Below are 17,389 nucleotides of genomic sequence, written 5' to 3' on the forward strand. Positions count from 1 at the left end.
AAAGTGCGGTCATTTTCCAGAATGTTTTTCAGCTGAAAACACGACAAAAAATGACCGCACTTTAATATAAATGAAATCTATAGTTTGTTATCTAACATTGCAATATGTCTTGTTGCAGCAATCCAAGCACCAACATAACCCATAATCAAGCAACTGACTAATAAGAAGATTAGCTCACCAACGCCTAATCCATTGAGCTCAAATGTAACCGCAAAGATATCCGTCACATACTTCACCGCTGAAGTAAAGTACCCGACAATAAGACTGCTAAACAGTACTGCAACCAATCCGCCCAACACCGCATAAATCATACCGGTATAAAGATAAGGACGAAGAATAAATTGATCTGTCGCACCTAATAGTTTCATCACATCAATGCTTGCTCGGCTACTATAGACATCCGAGCGAATACTATTTCCGATAACAAGGAATACCGCAATAGTCATCAAAACCGTGCAGAAAATTGCCACATGCGCAAATAACCACGAAAGTGCGGTCAATTTTTCCATCCAATCGTTATCTAAACGAACTTCTTGCACACCTTTAATTTTATTTAAGTTGGTACGTAATTCTGCTCGTTTTTCAGATGCATTAAAGTCTTTAGACGGCTTCACCATCACGACTGCCGGTAATGGATTATCATCTAAAATCTCTAATTCTTCACCAAAACCAGACCAACTTTTGAATTCTTTTAAGCTTTCTTGGCGAGAAACATAATTTAAAGATTCCACGCCTTCTTGTTGACGGATTTTTTCCACCACTAAGTTAGCATCTTCCTCACTTAAATTTTTGTGTAAGTAGATTGTGAGTTCGCTTTCCGGATAAAATTGAGTCGTCGCTAAATGTAAATTTTTCCATAACAAATAGCTCACCGTTGGAATCGTTAAAGACACGGCAATGACTAAAATTGTTAGCAATGTACCAAATTTACGTTTTACCAAATCGCCCCAAACAGAACGCAAAGTATAGGCAGTTTGCACGCCAAAAGAAGCATCAATACGTCTTGTCATTTTTTATCCTTAATAGCGTAAATAGCCTTGTTCAAGTACAAGACATGGTTTTGGTTTTTTTTGAATTAAATTGATATCGTGTGTCGCAATCAAGACTGTCATGCCTAAACGATTAAACTCTTCAAAAAGATTAAAAATCCCTAAGGAAAGTTCATCATCAAGGTTACCTGTCGGCTCATCCGCTAATAAAAGTTGCGGTTTATGTACGATTGCGCGTGCGATATCTACGCGTTGTTGTTCCCCACCTGAGATTTGTGGCGGCATATAATTCGCTTTACTACGTAAGCCCACACGATCTAATGCAACCAATGCACGTGTATGTGCTTCTTTCGGGTTCATGCCAGCAATAATCAATGGCAGCGCCACATTTTCTACCACGTTACGATCCGTTAATAAACGATAATCTTGGTGAACCATACCGATTTGACGACGTAAAAATGGGATTTCATATTTAGACAAACGCGTAATATCATGACCATTAAACCAAATATTTCCGGCATTCGCCTTTTCCATTCCCATGATTAATTTAAGCAAGGTACTTTTACCCGCACCTGAATGACCAACAAGATAAGTCATACTTCCGACAGGAAGATGAAAATTCAAACCCTGCAAGGCCGGCTGAGTCGCACCGTGATAAGCTTTAGAGACATTTGAAAATCGAATCACTTTATTATTCCTTTTTATTCTTCATTTTCGTGAACAAACAATGCTTCAATAAATTCTTCTGCATTAAATTCGCGTAAATCTTCAATCTTTTCACCCACACCAATATAACGAATTGGTAAATTAAACTGATCTGCAATGGCGAAAATTACCCCACCTTTTGCTGTACCGTCTAACTTGGTTAATGAGATACCGGTTAGTCCAACTGCTTCATCAAAGAGTTTCGCTTGGCTAATTGCATTTTGTCCTGTACCCGCATCAAGAGTAAGCATAATTTCGTGCGGTGCGGTTTCATCGTATTTTCTCATGACGCGAACAATTTTCTTCAATTCATCCATGAGATTATTTTTATTTTGTAAACGTCCTGCCGTATCCGCAATTAAAATATCAATGTTACGTGCTGCGGCAGATTGCATCGCATCAAAAATCACCGACGCAGAATCTGAACCCGTACTTTGTGCCACCACCGGAATATTGTTACGCTCACCCCATACTTGAAGTTGTTCTACTGCTGCCGCACGGAAAGTATCCCCTGCTGCTAACATGACTGATTTACCTTCATTTTGGAATTTACGAGCTAACTTACCAATTGTGGTTGTTTTACCTACACCATTCACGCCAACCATTAAAATAACATACGGTTTTTTAGTGGTATCAATAACTAGCGGCTGTGCAACAGGCTTTAAGATCTCCGCCATTTCAACTTTAAGTTGTTGGTAAAGTAATTCCGCATCTTGTAATTGTTTACGACTTGCGTGCTCAGTTAAATTCTTAATGATCTTATTGGTTGTTGGTACGCCAATATCCGCAATCAAAAGTTGCTCTTCCAACTCATCAAACAAATCATCATCAATTTTCTTGCCTAAAAAGAAAGAGCGGAAACCCGCACCAATATTTTGCTTGGTTTTGAGTAAGCCTTTGACTAAACGACTGAAAAAGCCACCTTCACTTGGTTTTTCTTGCGTTTCGGTATTGCTATCTGAACGTAATTCGTCTTTAACATCGTCAACAATTTCAGGCTCAATCTCCGCTTCAGCCACAGGAAGATCTTCAATGACATTATCTGGTTCAATAATGCTTTCTGCTAGCTCTTCTGTAGGAAGTGCGGTTGAAATTTCTTCTGTTTTTACCGTTTCTTCATCAATTGTTTCAATCATCGGTGTATCTAAAACAGGTTCAATATTGACCGCACTTTCAGGTGAAATCACTTGTTCTACGATAGGTTCAAGATGCTCAACAACGACCTCTTCTGCTTTATCTTCTTGCAGTTGTTCAGCTAATTCCTGTAATTCTTCCTGTTCAACTTGTTCTAATTGAATGTTCCCTTCAGCGTGAACAATTTCTTCCTCAGGTGAAACATCGGCAGGTTCGACAGATGGCTCTTCAATAATTGGCTCAATTTTTTGTTCTTCTTGCTTTTTATTGCGACCAAAAAGGGAGGCCCAAAATCCACCTTTTTTCTTTTCTTCTGACATAAATTCTTCTCTTAAACACAAATCTGTAAAAAATACTGCCTATTCTAGCAAAAAATCGTCTAAACTAAGCACAATTTTCACTAAAAATCTGTTTCTTTATGAAAAAAATGCAAGTTCAAAATGCCAAAGGCGAAGTTCGAATCATCGCGGGTCTTTGGCGTGGACGAAAATTACCGGTTTTAAATGCTGAAGGTTTGCGTCCAACAGGCGATCGCGTAAAAGAAACCTTATTCAACTGGTTGATGCCTTACATTGTGGATAGCCATTGTCTTGATTGCTTTGCAGGCAGTGGCTCACTTGGTTTTGAAGCCCTTTCTCGCCAAGCGAAACAGGTGACATTTTTAGAGTTAGATAAAAATGTGGCAAACCAATTAAAGAAAAATTTGCAAACGCTAAAAACAACGAGTGAACAAGCTCAGGTAATCAATCAAAATAGTTTAGAATTTTTAAAACAAGTGCAAAATCAACCGCACTTTGATGTGGTATTTTTAGATCCACCTTTTCATTTTGGCTTAGCAGAACAAGCAATTGCTCTCTTGGAGGAAAAGAATTGGCTGTTACCCCATGCGTTGATTTATGTTGAAACAGAAAAAGATAAACCGCTTAGCGTGCCTGACAATTGGCAATTACTAAAAGAAAAAACCACAGGAATGGTGAGTTACCGCCTGTATCAAAAAGATTAGGAAATCATTATGTTAGATATTGTGTTATACGAACCTGAAATTCCACAAAATACAGGAAATATTATTCGTCTTTGTGCGAACACTGGCTTTCGCCTTCATTTAATCGAGCCACTTGGCTTTACATGGGATGATAAAAAATTACGTCGTTCCGGCTTGGATTATCATGAATTTGCTGAAATCAAAAAACATAAAACCTTTGAAGCCTTTTTGGAAAGCGAAAAACCTAAACGTCTTTTTGCCCTCACCACTAAAGGTGGTCCTGCGCATAGCGAAGTGCAATTTGAATTAGGGGATTATTTAATGTTTGGTCCAGAAACACGTGGTATTCCTATGTCTATTTTAGATAGCATGCCAATGGAGCAAAAAATCCGGATTCCTATGACAGCAAATAGCCGTAGCATGAACTTATCTAACTCAGTAGCCGTAACAATTTATGAGGCGTGGCGACAACTTGGTTATGAAGGCGCTGTGAATTTAAATCGATAAAAAATCTGTAAAATAGCCGCTTATTTTCTAAACAAAAATAAGTGGCTTTCTTTTTGCATTTAAATTGTGATCTCGATCACATATTTGTAATTTTAATATTCCCTTTTTTTAAAAACAGCAGTATAAATAAATTACATTTAGAGAGGGATCTCGATGTACTCCACTTGATCTATCAAGATCTTGTCTTTCTTGACTCTTCAAGCAAACCTTCCCCGTAGTCCTAAATAAAGAATTGGCAGTCGAATGATTTGTCGTCCGTTTTTATCCCTAAAATTTAATATGCAGCAAAATTAGCCTTATCTCATATTAATAAGGATGTTGGCATGAATGGGGTTAATTTTGAATTGGTCGAAACAGCAGTGGCTAAGCATGGATGCCTACAAAAAAAGTGCGGTCAATTTTGGCCGCACTTCCTATTTCTATCATTTACAAATCACTAACTTTGTATTGCTATTTTCTAAATAATCCGCAATTTGTTTTGGCACATCATCAGTAAAAAGATAATCCACATCTTTAAGCTCACCCAATCGCACAATCGCTTGTCGAGAGAATTTCGAATGATCGGTCGCTAATAAAGTTTGGCGCGAACTTTCTATAATAGCTCGCTTCACTTGGACTTCGTGATAATCATAGTCCAATAATGAGCCATCAAGGTCGATTGCACTAATACCCAGAATCCCGAAATCTAAACGGAATTGCGAAATAAAATTAACCGTTGCCTCACCGATAATTCCACCATCCTTACGCAAAGAACCGCCTGCCATCGTAATATCAAAGGTTTCATTTTGGCGTAATAAATGAGCGGCATTGATATTATTCGTCACAATACGTAACCGTTCATGGTTTAATAAAGCACTTGCTACAGCTTCAGGCGTGGTACCAATATCAATAAATAAGGAGGCACCGTTTGGAATACGTTTTGCCACTTCACGAGCAATGGCGCTTTTTTGGGAAGGGAAAAATTGTTTACGTTCAATATAATCAGAATTTTCTGCGGTAGAAGAAGGTGCCGCGCCACCATGATGACGACGAATTAAATCTTGTTCCGCAAGGATATTCAGATCGCGTCTAATGGTCTGTGGGCTGACTTCCAGTTCAATAACCAGCTCTTCAGTACTGGCATAGCCTTTTAGCTTCACAAGCTCAATAATTTTCTGATGGCGTAATGATTGCTTCATATAAATGCCTATAAATTTGAATTAGCTAAACGATTTAGCCTTAATTTTACTCTGCAGAAATCCCCAAACCAATCCTAAGATAAAGCCTGAAATGTGGGCAGCGTTGCCTATATTAATACCAAAAAGCGGACTAATAAAGCCAAATACAAGCCCTACCAGCAACATCGTGAAAAAGCCTTCTGGTAAGTCAAAGCTATGTGGGTGCAATTTGTCCACCACCAACACATAACCTAACACGGCATAAACGACACCAGATAACCCGAAAAAGGCTGGACCGGTAAAGTAATCCTGTACAACACCACTCACTGCGGCAGACACTAAGACCAATAATAAAAAATGGAAAGAACCAAATCGGCGCTCAATTGCGCCACCAAATAACCAGAACCATGAAAGATTAAATAAAATATGGGGTACCGACAAATGAACAATAGCATGGGTGAAATAGCGCCATACTTCCTGATCTTCCCAAGAATAAGCAGGATAATGAAATAAATCCACAATTGGCTCTTTAAATCCTACATTCTGCAAGAGATAAATCACCGCGCAAAGTGCGGTCAAAATAAACGTGATTTTTTGTGCGCTCAATGTGCGTTTCAATACTTTTCTCTCTTCTGGCACATCGGTTTCACTATCAAATAAAGACGGCATTTGTTATATTCCTTTTTATTTTTCGTCAATCATATAAGGTTCATTATGAAAAAACAAACTATGCCGACAGGATTTAGCGGCTTCGCTTGGGGAATCGCGGCATTTTGTTTACCCATTTTACTGTGGCCTATGGCCTCTCTGCTTTCCACTGCTTTTGCGAAAAACCCAACATTAAGCGACTTTCAGATCGATCTTTTCTCGATTATCTTTTGGGTTTATCCCTTTGTTTTGGTTTTGATTGCACGCTTACTTTATAAATTGCATCAGTACAAACCTAAACTTGCCGTAAAATTATTGCTACTAAGTGCGGTCATTTTTTACATTGTTTTAGTTTCGGTTTGCTACATTGGCTTTAATGCTTAAGAATATAAAAACAAAATCACAAACAACAAAAAGGGAGCTTTCGCTCCCTTTTAACTTATGTTCCTAATAATCAAAAATATAAAAAATTTCCTACCTGACAATCAATTATGCAAAGTATTTTTCTAAATCGTCGCTACCGCCGATGTGTTTACCACCGATGAATACTTGTGGCACAGTTGCACGACCAGAAACCGCACGTACACTCACGATAGTTGCATCTTGACCTAATACGATTTCTTCAAAGCTTAAACCTTTATCACGTAAAAGTTGTTTTGCTTTCGCGCAATATGGACAGCCTGGTTTTGTGAAGATGGCGATTGATTCTTGCACTTGGAAATCTGGTGCAATGTATTTCAACATGGTATCGGCATCAGATACTTTAAACGGATCGCCTGGCTCATTTGGTTCAATAAACATTTTTTCCACTACGCCATTTTTCACGAGCATAGAATAACGCCAAGAACGTTTACCAAAACCTAAATCATCTTTTCCGACTAACATACCCATACCTTCAGTGAAAGTACCGTTGCCATCTGGAATAAATTTTACATTGTGTGCTTCTTCTGCTTCTTTCCAAGCATTCATTACGAAAGTATCGTTTACAGACACAACTAAAATATCATCTACGCCATGTTTTTTGAACACTGGTGCAAGCTCGTTATAACGTGGTAAGTGAGAAGATGAACAAGTTGGCGTGAACGCACCCGGTAATGAGAAAACAACAACTGTTTTGTTGTCGAATAATTCAGATGTAGTCACATCAACCCATTGATCACCTTGACGAGTACGAAATGTAACTTGTGGGACTTTTTTTCCTTCCATATTAGACATAATGTGTCTCCTCTGTTAGTTAAATGAATTTGCCTTAAAAACTTGATAGGCATTATAGAGAGTTTTGTGATATAGTCATAATCAATTAATTCTATCCTTTTAATTGACATATTCTATAAAGTGAGAACCCCATGAATATTCGTGATTTAGAATACTTAGTAGCCCTTTCCGAGTTTAAACATTTCCGTCGAGCGGCGGATTCTTGCAATGTTAGCCAACCCACTTTAAGTGGCCAAATCCGCAAACTCGAAGATGAGTTAGGCATTATTTTACTTGAACGTACGAGCCGTAAAGTACTCTTCACGCAATCGGGCATGTTACTTGTCGATCAAGCTCGCACTGTATTACGCGAAGTAAAATTACTCAAAGAAATGGCTAGCAATCAAGGTAAAGAAATGACGGGTCCATTACACATTGGACTCATCCCAACTGTTGGTCCTTATCTACTACCTTACATTGTACCAACATTGAAAGAAACTTTCCCTGATCTTGAAGTATTTCTTTACGAAGCTCAAACCCATCAATTATTAGAACAATTAGAAACGGGCCGCCTAGATTGTGCGATTGTCGCTCGCGTACCCGAAACTGAAGCGTTTATCGAAGTGCCTATTTTTGATGAAAAAATGTTACTCGCTGTATCCGACCAACATCCTTGGGCTTCAGAAAGTAAAATTGCCATGAATACCTTAAAAGGGCAAGAAATGCTTATGTTGGATGATGGGCATTGCTTACGTAATCAAGCACTCGATTATTGTTTTACGGCCGGTGCTAAAGAAGACTCTCACTTTCAAGCCACTAGCCTTGAAACGTTGCGTAATATGGTGGCAGCTAATGCAGGTATCACCTTTATGCCAGAACTTGCTGTATTAAATGAAGGCACACGTGCAGGTGTAAAATATATTCCTTGCCATTCGCCAGAACCGTCTCGTACTATTGCGCTTGTTTACCGCCCAGGTTCACCGTTACGTAATCGTTACGAACGCGTTGCAAATGCGGTCAGTGAACAAGTTAAATCGATTTTAGCGAATAAAAAATAATTTATCATAAGCTGAGGAAAACCCAATGGCTGGTGTTCGAGCAATTCAAAAAGAAAAAACCCGTCGAGCTTTAATTGACGCAGCATTCAATCAATTGAGTGCAGAAAAAAGCTTTTCTAATTTAAGCTTGCGTGAAGTTGCCCGTGAAGCGGGCATTGCACCAACTTCTTTCTATCGCCACTTTAGTGATATGGATGAGCTCGGATTAGAAATGGTAGATGAAGCAGGTTTAACCCTCCGTCAATTAATGCGCCAAGCGCGTAAACGTATTGATGCTGGCGGTAGTGTGATCCGCGTATCCGTGGAAACCTTTTTTGAATTTATCACTCACAGCACCAACGTGTTCCGTTTGCTCTTACGTGAAAGTTCGGGGACTTCTCAAGCTTTCCGTACCGCAGCCGCTCGTGAAATCAAACACTTTGTCGATGAATTAGCTGAATACATTGCAAAGAAAAATCACTACTCGCAATATGTGTCTTATGTTCAGGCTGAGGGAATGGTAACCATCGTATTCACAGCTGGCTCCAACGCCTTAGACATGACAAAAGCTGAACAAGATTTACTCAAAGAGCGTGTTATTTTACAACTTCGCATGCTGGCAAAAGGTGCGGACTTCGCATCTCATAAAGAAAAAATGATGCGAAAATAGACTGCAGTTTTAGACTAAAACAAAACACCCGCATCTCTGCGGGTGTTTGTTTATCTCAAGAAGGGAATTATTTACCATCCCAAGCTTTAACTGCATCTAAACGTGCTTTCACTTTGCTGCTTGAATCGCCTTTGAAATAATCTTTTGCTAAGCCGCCTTCAAAGCCACCGTAGTTCGGGTTAGGTAATACGATGAATGTTTTACCAAATTTCGCTTTGTTTTGTGCCACGAAATCACGACGTTCTGCATTTTGTTTACCGTAGATCGCATCACCGAAGTCATCTAGGTTATCACCCACATAAACGACGATTTCATAACCTTGTTTTTCAATTTCTTCAAAACGTGCTGCTTTTGGTGATTTATCTTTTTTCAAGTAAAACGCTGAATCTTCAACACCATTAAAACCTAAACGTTTCATGTCATCAATCGTACCTGCTTTTTCATTGCTGTCTTTACGATTAGAAACATAGAACATTTTACCGCCATGGGTATTTACATAGTTATTGAATTCTACTGCACCTGGTACCACACCTGATTGACGAGCTTCTACCCAACGAGTCCAGTCTTTGCCATCAAATGGTTTATTGTTTTGAACTTGCCAACCTGCATAAGGGCTGTTATCTAACATGGTTTCATCTAAGTCCACCACAACAGCTTTTTTCTTACCTTTTTTCACTTTAGCGTGATCAAATGCCACTTTTGCCGCATTGTATGCTTGGTAAGAAAGGGCTTGATATTCACCTGATTGTTGAATCCAGTTAAGACCTAATACCGCTTGTTGTTGAAGCTGCGCATCCGCTTCTGCACTCTTATTTTGAGTCGCACAACCAGTTAAAATAAATGCTGACATCGCTGCAATAGCGGTAAGTTTTAATGTTGTTTTCATTGATTGTTCCTTCTGTTAAAAAGTCATAATGACAAGCAAAAGTATAACAAGCCTATTCGGGCAGTGACTATGGGTTTATCAAACTTTATAACTGATTTGTGAGAGAGATCACATTTTTAAGTTTTAAGTTACCTGATAAGCCGAATAAGATCACTTCAAAAATCATCTTATTTTTAACCGCACTTTTTCATCGCATTTCGCTGTATTTCACGGTAAACTATCCCAAGTTTTCAGAAATAATAGGTAATTTATGCGTCTTTTCATTGGAATTTTAGTGGGTGTTCTCGTGCTATTTCAGTACGATCTTTGGTTTGGTAAAAATGGATATTTTGATTACAAAGATGTCGCAGCTCAAATCAAAGAGAATAAAGCTGAAAATGAAAAGCTCTCACAAAGAAATCAAATGATTTCAGCTGAAATTCAAGGGTTAACAAAAGGCTTTGAATCTATTGAAGAACGTGCTCGCATGGGCCACGATATGGTAAAACCAAACGAGGTGTTCTATCACATCGTCAAAGAGCATAAATAATGAACCGTGAAATTATTGCCGTCATTCCTGCTGCGGGTGTTGGAAGCCGTATGCAGGCAAACAAACCTAAGCAATATCTGAAAATCCTAGACAAGACGATTCTGGAACATACTCTCTCTGTGATTCTATCCCATCCTGCAATCAATCGCGTTATTCTTGCAGTAGGAAAAAATGATCCCTATCTTTCTGAAATGACTTTATTTCCTCATCAAAATATCACTCTCGTTGAAGGGGGTGAAACACGAGCCGAGTCAGTTCTCAATGGGCTAAAAGCGATTAAAAATGACCATGCTTGGGCATTGGTGCATGATGCAGCCAGACCTTGTTTAACACATCAAGATTTAGATAAATTGCTCCAAATCGATGGTGAACACGGCGCTATTTTGGCCATTCCAGCGGTCGATACGATTAAACGCGCGAATAAACAACAAGATATTATTAAAACAGAAGATCGCGCTGAACTTTGGCTTGCACAAACACCTCAATTTTTCCGTTGCGATCTATTAAGAAATGCACTTGAACAGGGGCTATCTCAAGGTGCTAATATTACAGATGAGGCCTCTGCGATGGAACTGGCTGGATTTCGACCGCACTTAGTCGCGGGACGAAGTGATAATATTAAAGTGACACGTCCAGAAGATTTAGCTTTAGCCGAATTTTATTTAACAAGGAAAACTCTATGATACGAATTGGACATGGGTTTGATGTTCATGCTTTTGGTGAAGATCGCCCTTTAATTATTGGTGGCGTTGAAGTGCCTTACCATACTGGATTTATTGCCCATTCTGATGGTGATGTCGCCTTACATGCCTTAACGGATGCCTTATTAGGTGCGGCAGCATTAGGGGATATTGGTAAACTCTTCCCTGATACTGATATGCAATATAAAAATGCAGATAGTCGCGTTTTATTACGAGAAGCATTCCGCCGGGTGCAAGAGAAAGCTTATAAGGTGGGTAATGTGGATGTAACTATTATTGCACAAGCCCCTAAAATGCGTCCTCATATCGATGCAATGCGAGCGAAGATTGCGGAAGATTTACAGTGCGATATTGAGCAAGTGAACGTAAAAGCAACCACAACAGAAAAACTTGGCTTTACAGGTCGAAGTGAAGGCATTGCTTGCGAGGCTGTTGCATTATTACTCAAAGCTTAAATTTCAGATAAAAGAAAAGGTTGGTAAAATACCAACCTTTTTTATTCACATTAAATTCTTATTATTTTTTTAATAAATCGCGAATTTCAGCAAGTAATTCTTCTTGTGAAGGACCTTTTACTTCTTCTACTGGTTTTTTCACCTTGTTGATACCTTTGATCATCATGAAGATTGCGAATGCAATGATGATGAAGTCAAATACGTTTTGAATAAATGCACCGTAGTTTAAAGTTACTGCTGGAGTGTCACCTACTGCTTGTGCTAACGTGATTTTTAAATCTTTGAAATCTACGCCACCAGTTAAGATACCTAATACAGGCATTACTACGTCGCCGACAAGTGAACTTACGATTTTACCAAAAGCACCACCGATGATCACACCGACTGCCATGTCTACTACGTTGCCGCGTACTGCGAATTCGCGGAATTCTTTAAGAAAGCTCATAAAATTTCCTTTTGTGTTGGTTTAAAAAATTAAAAGAGTGCGTATTATAGATTTTTAGATTAAAAAGTAAACTGTTATTTAAATAAAAAATGCACTTGGTTGGAATAATTTTTCTATTTCTGACACAGATTTCTTGTCATTAATATAAACAATGACACTATCACTTTCTTCAATGGTCACCTGACGACATGCAATGATAACCTCATTTTTACGTAAAATTGCCGCAATCATTGCACCAACTGGAAGTTTAATATCGCCAATCTGTCTTCCAACCACATTGGATGTAGTCGAATCGCCATGTACCACAAGTTCAATGGCTTCCGCGGTACCATGACGCAAAGAGGCCACACTTTTGATATCCCCTTTACGCACATGTCCTAATAAAGCTGAGATTGTTGCCTGTTGTGGTGAAACCGCAATATCAATGGTTCCACCTTGAATCAAATTGATATATGCCATGCGTTGAATAAGCACCATGGCTTTTTTAGCCCCTAGGCGTTTTGCCAGTAACGCCGACATAATATTAGCTTCATCATCCGCACTTAGAGATAAAAAGACATCGACGCTCTCAATATGCTCTTCAAAAAGCAAATTTTGGTCAGAAGCATCACCATGGAAAACCAAGGTTTTAGAAAGTCTTTCAGCTAAAACTTTCGCTTTTTCTCCATCGCGCTCAATGAGTTTTACTTGATACTTATCTTCTAACTGTTTCGCCACACCTGAGGCAATATTTCCACTGCCAACAATCATGATACGTTTGTAGGTTTTCTCAAGGCGTTGCAACTCACTCATCACCGCTTTAATGTGCTCTGTCGCACAAATGAATGTGATTTCATCGCCCGCCTCAATAATGGTCGAGCCTTGCGGACGAATTAATCTATCATTACGTAAAATCGAAATAATACGGCAATCAATGTGTGGCATATGCTCTTTAAAAGCAGATAGTGCATAGCCCACTAACGGACCACCGTAATAGGCTTTTACAACCACAATGCTAATTCGATTATTGGCAAAATGCGCCACTTGTAAGGCACCTGGATAAGCAATTAAACGTGTAATCTCATCCGTAACTAAATTTTCTGGTGAAATCAGATGATCGATGGGGACGTTTTCATCATTAAATAATTTATCTTTCTCACGCAAATATTCCGCATTACGAATACGTGCAATACGTGTTGGGGTATTGAAAAGGGTATATCCCAACTGGCAAGCAATCATATTGATTTCATCTGATGCCGTTACTGCAACCATCAAATCTGCATCAGCGGCTCCTGCATCACGCAAAACCTTGGGTGAAGAAGGGGAACCTTTAACCACGCGTAAATCATGCTTATCTTGCAAATTCTGCAAATGTTGAGATTCATTATCGACTAGCGTGATATCGTTATCTTCACTCACTAAATTTGCCGCAAGCGTTGTGCCTACTTGCCCTGCACCTAAGATGATTATTTTCATTCTGTTCTCTCCACAACCAAAGGTCGGATACCAATTTCAGCTGAATTTAGACCGCACTTTAATGCCTCAATACGGCGACAAATGTTCGATGTGACTTGTTCAGCTTTTGCCATTTTTTCTGCGGTAATCGCTGGATCTTGTTTACCAAATAATAGGCCGTCGAGTAAACGTTCCGCATGCATACCTTCACGACAAAAATGCAACACGCCTACATCTTCAAATAATGTCGCTACTTTTGCCGTTTTAGTGGTTGCAATGCCTAAAGCGCCATCTTCACCGCCGAGCTCTCTGAATAATTGATGTGTTGGAAATCCGCCACACGCTAAGAAAAAAGCTTTATTGAAAATGATATTTCCCCCGCAGGTCATGCGCATATATTGCCATGCCAGATCAAAATTAGGGTGTTCTGCATAGCGTTGAGCTAAATTTATCGGCTTTAATGCTAATCTCACGACTGAAGTATCTGGCTGAAAATGAAAGGTTGCTGCAGCCACTTCCAATGCACCAGGTTCGTATGCATCATCAGCATCTAAAAACGCAACAAAATCGACCGCACTTTTAGCAGAGAGCATCGCGCCCCAATTTCGAGCCATCGCAACACCGCTATTTTTTGGCATTTGCTCGACGGAGATTCTGTCTGGATATTGTTCTGCAAGCTGTAAGGCTAATGCAAATGTATTATCTGTCGATGCATCATCAATCAGCCAAAGGTGACCAAGATTATTTTGCTGCAACACAGACTCCACTGCACGAACAAGCGTTTGTTCAGTGTTATAGCAAGGAATGACGACATCAATTAAAGGCAAATTCATTTAAGCTAACCGTTTTCTCAATTTTGCATAATAGAACCCATCCCCGCCATTCTCTTGTGGTAAGAATTGGATTCCTATCGTATTTTCCGTTTGTTCAAACGGCAATGGCATCAATTCTACATTGGATGTTTCAGCTAAAAAACGCTGTATTTGCTGACTGTTCTCATCAGGAAGCACCGAGCAAGTCGCGTAAAGCAAAATGCCATTAGGTTTCAATTTTGCCCAAAGTGCTTTTAGAATTTGCCCTTGCAAGGCAACCAATTGAGCAATATCCGTTTCTTGACGTAACCATTTAATATCTGGATGACGACGAATTACGCCCGTTGCTGAGCAAGGTGCATCTAATAAAATACGATCAAAGGATGCACCACTTAAACCTATTTCTGAGAGCCACTTTTCTGGCTCGGTCGCATCACCACAAACGACAACCGCCTGTTGATTCAAACGGGTAAGATTTTCTTCGACGCGTTTTAAGCGATGAGCCTCGACATCAAGCGCAATCACTTTCGCTTGTGGCGCTATTTCTAAAATATGCGTTGTTTTCCCACCTGGAGCCGCGCAAGCATCTAAAATTAATTCATCATTTTGTGGCTCAAGCAATAAAGCGGACCATTGGGCATTGAGATCCTGGACTGTTACTGCGCCTTGCTCAAAATTTGGTAATTTCGAGACAGAAAGCGGTTGAGCTAAACGTAAAGCATGTGGATTATCACATTCCAATGAGACTATCTCTTGCTCTTCCAATAAAGTGCGGTAAGTTTTCGTGTTATTTTGCTGTTGATTGACCCGTAACCACATTGGTGGCTTTTGGTTATTTGCTTCAATAATTTCACGCCAATTCGGATAAGCTTTTTTGAGTTTATTCACAAACCATTCAGGATGAAGCGTTTGCCAATTTTTATCTACTACGGAAAGAATATCTTCTTTTTCCCGTAAGAAGCGACGCAATACACCGTTAACCAAACCACGGAAACTATCTGATTTCAATGATTTTGTGGCATTAACTACTTCATCTACCGCCGCATGAGCGGGCACACGCATATAAAGTAATTGGTACAATCCCACCAATAGCAAGCAGTGCACGATGCGGGTTTTCCCCTTCAATGGCTTATCTAATAATTTTTTTATAATATTTTCTAAACGAGGCAATAGGCGACAAATACCAAAGGTGATTTCCTGTAATAAAGGTAAATCCTGTGGTTTTACTTGCGATTGCACTTCTGGAAGTAACGTTGATAAGGACTTACCTTGATCTAAAACCTGTAAAATAACTTGAGCAGCAATAGCGCGTACCGAAAGTGCGGTCGATTTTCCCGTTTTTTTGCGTTGAGATACCATTAGTTTAGAACCTTACCGACCTGGAACCAATCTGCTCGACCATTGAGGAAGTCTTGCACAGACATAGGTTTCTTGCCTGCGGGCTGAAGTTGCAATAAATTTAAAACGCCTTCTTTCGTGGCAATTTGGATACCTTTTTTATCGACACTTAAAATCGTCCCAGCTGGTTTATCCACATGTGGCAACACGGTAGCAGCATAAACTTTTAAGGTTTGTTCATTACCTTGTTCATCAGTTAATTGTAGGAAACTAATCGGCCAAGGATTAAACGCGCGAATATTACGTTCAAGCTGGGCTGCCGATAGCGACCAATCTAATTTAGCCTCTTCTTTGGAAAGTTTCTCTGCATAGTTACTTTGGCTATCATCTTGTTTTTCCGCAATGAATTTCCCTTCTTCCAAATGATCCAAAACATCAATCAATGCAGATGGCGCAATTTCAGCTAATTTATGGTAAAGCGAGGCGGAGGTTTCTTGATCATCAATATCGCAATACACTTTGTGCAACATATCGCCAGTATCCAAACCCATATCCATTTGCATAATCGTCACACCTGTTTGTTGATCCCCTGCCCAAATAGATCGCTGAATAGGTGCAGCACCACGCCAACGAGGTAAGAGAGAACCATGCACATTTAAACAACCTAAACGAGGCATATCCAACACCGCTTGAGGTAAAATCAAACCATAAGCGACAACAACCATTACATCAGCATTTAATGCTTTAAGTTCTGCTTGTGCTTCTTCTTTACGCAAGGATTTTGGTTGATAAACAGGAATTTGATGCTGTTCTGCTAATTGCTTTACAGGACTCGCCTGCAATTTTTTACCGCGGCCAGCCGGTTTATCTGGCTGCGTATAAACAGCAATAATATTGTGATGTGAATTTAAGAGTGCAGTAAGATGCTGTGCTGCGAAGTCCGGCGTACCAGCAAAGATGATATTCAATGGTTTCATAATGTTCTACGTTATGGTATTGATAGGAAAAGTGCGGTCATTTTATACCGCACTTTTGATTATTGTTTTGCAATTTGTTTTTTATATTTCACTAATTTTTCTTTGATACGTTGACGTTTCAACGGTGAAAGATAATCCACAAATAAAATGCCGTTCAAATGATCGATCTCATGTTGAATACAGATTGCTAATAAACCATCTGCATCAAGCGTAAATTCTTTTCCATGACGATCTAACGCTTTTACCGTGACTTTTTCTTTACGAGGCACTAAAGCACGGAATCCAGGGATAGATAAACAACCTTCTTCAATACCTGTTTCACCTTCAGAAGCCAAAATTTCTGGATTGATCAACACTAATTGATTTTGTTTGTCACCTTCAATATCAATCGTAATAATACGCTGCAAGATATCTACCTGTGGAGCGGCAAGACCAATGCCTTCTTCTTGGTACATCGTATCAAACATATCATCTACAATTTTGCGAATGTCATCATTGACTTCGACAACTGGCTCACAAACAATCTTTAGGTGATCATCTGGATAAATTAATACATTAAGTGCGGTCATATTTTCTCTTGTTTTATAAAAATTACAGCGATGATTGTATCATAGAATCAACGCTTTGCTAAAATATTGAAAACTCCATAAACAAAAACCCCAAGCCATTCAGCTCGGGGTTCAGATTCAGTACCTGGCGGTGTCCTACTCTCACATGGGGAAGCCCCACACTACCATCGGCGCATCGGCGTTTCACTTCTGAGTTCGGTATGGGGTCAGGTGGGACCAC

Annotated in this window: 21 protein-coding genes and 1 rRNA gene; 8 read left to right on the plus strand and 14 right to left on the minus strand. The window is 39.5% G+C overall.

Annotated elements, in window-relative coordinates; translation table 11 throughout:
- Positions 1–77: 77 nt before the first annotated feature.
- From ftsX to ftsY, 3 genes are read right to left on the minus strand one after another with little or no spacing between them, the layout of a single operon-like run.
- Positions 78–1,010 carry a permease-like cell division protein FtsX gene (gene ftsX / locus QP437_RS08015; RefSeq protein WP_197542666.1) on the minus strand — a complete coding sequence of 311 codons (933 nt, stop codon included), beginning with the start codon at positions 1,008–1,010 and terminating at the stop codon, positions 78–80.
- 9 nt (positions 1,011–1,019) lie between these two features.
- Complete coding sequence (gene ftsE, locus QP437_RS08020) at positions 1,020–1,676, minus strand: cell division ATP-binding protein FtsE (protein WP_285267498.1); 657 nt, start codon at positions 1,674–1,676, stop codon at positions 1,020–1,022.
- A gap of 14 nt (positions 1,677–1,690) precedes the next feature.
- Complete coding sequence (gene ftsY, locus QP437_RS08025) at positions 1,691–3,148, minus strand: signal recognition particle-docking protein FtsY (protein ID WP_285267499.1); 1,458 nt, start codon at positions 3,146–3,148, stop codon at positions 1,691–1,693.
- A 98-nt stretch (positions 3,149–3,246) separates the two neighbouring features.
- On the opposite strand from ftsY, the gene rsmD reads away from it, so the two are divergent.
- Together rsmD and trmL are read left to right on the plus strand one after the other, a co-directional pair.
- Positions 3,247–3,831: a 16S rRNA (guanine(966)-N(2))-methyltransferase RsmD gene (rsmD, locus tag QP437_RS08030; RefSeq protein WP_054418433.1), complete on the plus strand. Its 585-nt coding sequence runs from the start codon at positions 3,247–3,249 to the stop codon at positions 3,829–3,831.
- A gap of 9 nt (positions 3,832–3,840) precedes the next feature.
- Positions 3,841–4,317 (plus strand): tRNA (uridine(34)/cytosine(34)/5-carboxymethylaminomethyluridine(34)-2'-O)-methyltransferase TrmL, encoded by a 477-nt coding sequence (trmL, locus tag QP437_RS08035; RefSeq protein ID WP_054418431.1) that lies wholly within the window; start codon positions 3,841–3,843, stop codon positions 4,315–4,317.
- A gap of 422 nt (positions 4,318–4,739) precedes the next feature.
- On the opposite strand, the gene QP437_RS08040 is transcribed toward trmL, so the two are convergent.
- Entirely contained in the window at positions 4,740–5,495 is a 756-nt protein-coding gene (locus tag QP437_RS08040; protein WP_049373094.1) for a DeoR/GlpR family transcriptional regulator, read from the minus strand.
- A gap of 21 nt (positions 5,496–5,516) precedes the next feature.
- Positions 5,517–6,092 carry a rhomboid family intramembrane serine protease gene (locus QP437_RS08045; protein ID WP_285267508.1) on the minus strand — a complete coding sequence of 192 codons (576 nt, stop codon included), beginning with the start codon at positions 6,090–6,092 and terminating at the stop codon, positions 5,517–5,519.
- Positions 6,093–6,188: 96 nt separating this feature from the next.
- On the opposite strand from QP437_RS08045, the gene QP437_RS08050 reads away from it, so the two are divergent.
- Positions 6,189–6,506 carry a DUF5389 domain-containing protein gene (locus tag QP437_RS08050; protein ID WP_054418429.1) on the plus strand — a complete coding sequence of 106 codons (318 nt, stop codon included), beginning with the start codon at positions 6,189–6,191 and terminating at the stop codon, positions 6,504–6,506.
- Positions 6,507–6,611: 105 nt separating this feature from the next.
- Here the strand turns inward: QP437_RS08050 and pgdx are convergent, their stop codons facing one another.
- Positions 6,612–7,337, minus strand: coding sequence for a hybrid peroxiredoxin PGdx (gene pgdx, locus QP437_RS08055; RefSeq protein WP_070582851.1), 726 nt, complete (start codon positions 7,335–7,337; stop codon positions 6,612–6,614).
- 131 nt (positions 7,338–7,468) lie between these two features.
- On the opposite strand from pgdx, the gene oxyR reads away from it, so the two are divergent.
- The gene (gene oxyR / locus QP437_RS08060; protein WP_285267500.1) at positions 7,469–8,374 is read left to right on the plus strand and encodes a DNA-binding transcriptional regulator OxyR; all 906 of its coding nucleotides are present in this window, start codon (positions 7,469–7,471) and stop codon (positions 8,372–8,374) included.
- A 25-nt stretch (positions 8,375–8,399) separates the two neighbouring features.
- The gene (gene fabR / locus QP437_RS08065; protein ID WP_054418423.1) at positions 8,400–9,023 is read left to right on the plus strand and encodes an HTH-type transcriptional repressor FabR; all 624 of its coding nucleotides are present in this window, start codon (positions 8,400–8,402) and stop codon (positions 9,021–9,023) included.
- Positions 9,024–9,090: 67 nt separating this feature from the next.
- Here fabR and QP437_RS08070 read toward each other — a convergent pair whose 3' ends face one another.
- Positions 9,091–9,909, minus strand: coding sequence for a 5'-nucleotidase, lipoprotein e(P4) family (locus QP437_RS08070; RefSeq protein ID WP_070776263.1), 819 nt, complete (start codon positions 9,907–9,909; stop codon positions 9,091–9,093).
- A gap of 250 nt (positions 9,910–10,159) precedes the next feature.
- On the opposite strand from QP437_RS08070, the gene ftsB reads away from it, so the two are divergent.
- From ftsB to ispF, 3 genes are read left to right on the plus strand one after another with little or no spacing between them, the layout of a single operon-like run.
- On the plus strand, positions 10,160–10,438 hold the full coding sequence (ftsB, locus tag QP437_RS08075; protein WP_070592728.1) for a cell division protein FtsB: 279 nt from the start codon (positions 10,160–10,162) through the stop codon (positions 10,436–10,438).
- Positions 10,438–11,121 (plus strand): 2-C-methyl-D-erythritol 4-phosphate cytidylyltransferase, encoded by a 684-nt coding sequence (gene ispD / locus QP437_RS08080; RefSeq protein ID WP_285267501.1) that lies wholly within the window; start codon positions 10,438–10,440, stop codon positions 11,119–11,121. Before ftsB ends, ispD begins: the two co-directional genes overlap by 1 nt.
- Positions 11,118–11,594, plus strand: coding sequence for a 2-C-methyl-D-erythritol 2,4-cyclodiphosphate synthase (ispF, locus tag QP437_RS08085; protein ID WP_285267502.1), 477 nt, complete (start codon positions 11,118–11,120; stop codon positions 11,592–11,594). Before ispD ends, ispF begins: the two co-directional genes overlap by 4 nt.
- A gap of 61 nt (positions 11,595–11,655) precedes the next feature.
- Here ispF and mscL read toward each other — a convergent pair whose 3' ends face one another.
- The 7 genes from mscL to rrf form a co-directional block, all read right to left on the minus strand.
- Entirely contained in the window at positions 11,656–12,039 is a 384-nt protein-coding gene (gene mscL / locus QP437_RS08090; protein ID WP_054418413.1) for a large-conductance mechanosensitive channel protein MscL, read from the minus strand.
- Positions 12,040–12,117: 78 nt separating this feature from the next.
- On the minus strand, positions 12,118–13,494 hold the full coding sequence (trkA, locus tag QP437_RS08095; protein ID WP_285267503.1) for a Trk system potassium transporter TrkA: 1,377 nt from the start codon (positions 13,492–13,494) through the stop codon (positions 12,118–12,120).
- Positions 13,491–14,306: a glycosyltransferase family A protein gene (locus QP437_RS08100; RefSeq protein ID WP_102703824.1), complete on the minus strand. Its 816-nt coding sequence runs from the start codon at positions 14,304–14,306 to the stop codon at positions 13,491–13,493. Before QP437_RS08100 ends, trkA begins: the two co-directional genes overlap by 4 nt.
- Positions 14,307–15,644 (minus strand): 16S rRNA (cytosine(967)-C(5))-methyltransferase RsmB, encoded by a 1,338-nt coding sequence (rsmB, locus tag QP437_RS08105; protein WP_285267504.1) that lies wholly within the window; start codon positions 15,642–15,644, stop codon positions 14,307–14,309. It lies immediately after the preceding gene.
- Entirely contained in the window at positions 15,644–16,600 is a 957-nt protein-coding gene (gene fmt, locus QP437_RS08110) for a methionyl-tRNA formyltransferase (RefSeq protein WP_005695056.1), read from the minus strand. The genes rsmB and fmt overlap by 1 nt, the downstream gene beginning before the upstream one ends.
- A 59-nt stretch (positions 16,601–16,659) precedes the next feature.
- Positions 16,660–17,169, minus strand: a complete 510-nt coding sequence (def, locus tag QP437_RS08115) for a peptide deformylase (protein ID WP_054418403.1) — start codon at positions 17,167–17,169, stop codon at positions 16,660–16,662.
- 122 nt (positions 17,170–17,291) lie between these two features.
- Positions 17,292–17,389 (minus strand): 5S ribosomal RNA (rrf, locus tag QP437_RS08120); the annotation flags it as partial.

The organism is Haemophilus sp. UMB1048 (assembly GCF_030218125.1).
Taxonomy (GTDB): Bacteria; Pseudomonadota; Gammaproteobacteria; order Enterobacterales; family Pasteurellaceae; genus Haemophilus_D.

Bases quoted from the DNA above. Each gene is read 5' to 3' on its own strand.
- ftsX (WP_197542666.1), bottom strand. From the start codon at position 1,010: ATGACAAGACGTATTGATGCTTCTTTTGGCGTGCAAACTGCCTATACT.
- ftsY (WP_285267499.1), bottom strand. From the start codon at position 3,148: ATGTCAGAAGAAAAGAAAAAAGGTGGATTTTGGGCCTCCCTTTTTGGT.
- rsmD (WP_054418433.1), top strand. From the start codon at position 3,247: ATGAAAAAAATGCAAGTTCAAAATGCCAAAGGCGAAGTTCGAATCATC.
- trmL (WP_054418431.1), top strand. From the start codon at position 3,841: ATGTTAGATATTGTGTTATACGAACCTGAAATTCCACAAAATACAGGA.
- QP437_RS08040 (WP_049373094.1), bottom strand. From the start codon at position 5,495: ATGAAGCAATCATTACGCCATCAGAAAATTATTGAGCTTGTGAAGCTA.
- QP437_RS08050 (WP_054418429.1), top strand. From the start codon at position 6,189: ATGAAAAAACAAACTATGCCGACAGGATTTAGCGGCTTCGCTTGGGGA.
- pgdx (WP_070582851.1), bottom strand. From the start codon at position 7,337: ATGTCTAATATGGAAGGAAAAAAAGTCCCACAAGTTACATTTCGTACT.
- oxyR (WP_285267500.1), top strand. From the start codon at position 7,469: ATGAATATTCGTGATTTAGAATACTTAGTAGCCCTTTCCGAGTTTAAA.
- fabR (WP_054418423.1), top strand. From the start codon at position 8,400: ATGGCTGGTGTTCGAGCAATTCAAAAAGAAAAAACCCGTCGAGCTTTA.
- QP437_RS08070 (WP_070776263.1), bottom strand. From the start codon at position 9,909: ATGAAAACAACATTAAAACTTACCGCTATTGCAGCGATGTCAGCATTT.
- ftsB (WP_070592728.1), top strand. From the start codon at position 10,160: ATGCGTCTTTTCATTGGAATTTTAGTGGGTGTTCTCGTGCTATTTCAG.
- ispD (WP_285267501.1), top strand. From the start codon at position 10,438: ATGAACCGTGAAATTATTGCCGTCATTCCTGCTGCGGGTGTTGGAAGC.
- ispF (WP_285267502.1), top strand. From the start codon at position 11,118: ATGATACGAATTGGACATGGGTTTGATGTTCATGCTTTTGGTGAAGAT.
- mscL (WP_054418413.1), bottom strand. From the start codon at position 12,039: ATGAGCTTTCTTAAAGAATTCCGCGAATTCGCAGTACGCGGCAACGTA.
- trkA (WP_285267503.1), bottom strand. From the start codon at position 13,494: ATGAAAATAATCATCTTAGGTGCAGGGCAAGTAGGCACAACGCTTGCG.
- QP437_RS08100 (WP_102703824.1), bottom strand. From the start codon at position 14,306: ATGAATTTGCCTTTAATTGATGTCGTCATTCCTTGCTATAACACTGAA.
- rsmB (WP_285267504.1), bottom strand. From the start codon at position 15,644: ATGGTATCTCAACGCAAAAAAACGGGAAAATCGACCGCACTTTCGGTA.
- fmt (WP_005695056.1), bottom strand. From the start codon at position 16,600: ATGAAACCATTGAATATCATCTTTGCTGGTACGCCGGACTTCGCAGCA.
- def (WP_054418403.1), bottom strand. From the start codon at position 17,169: ATGACCGCACTTAATGTATTAATTTATCCAGATGATCACCTAAAGATT.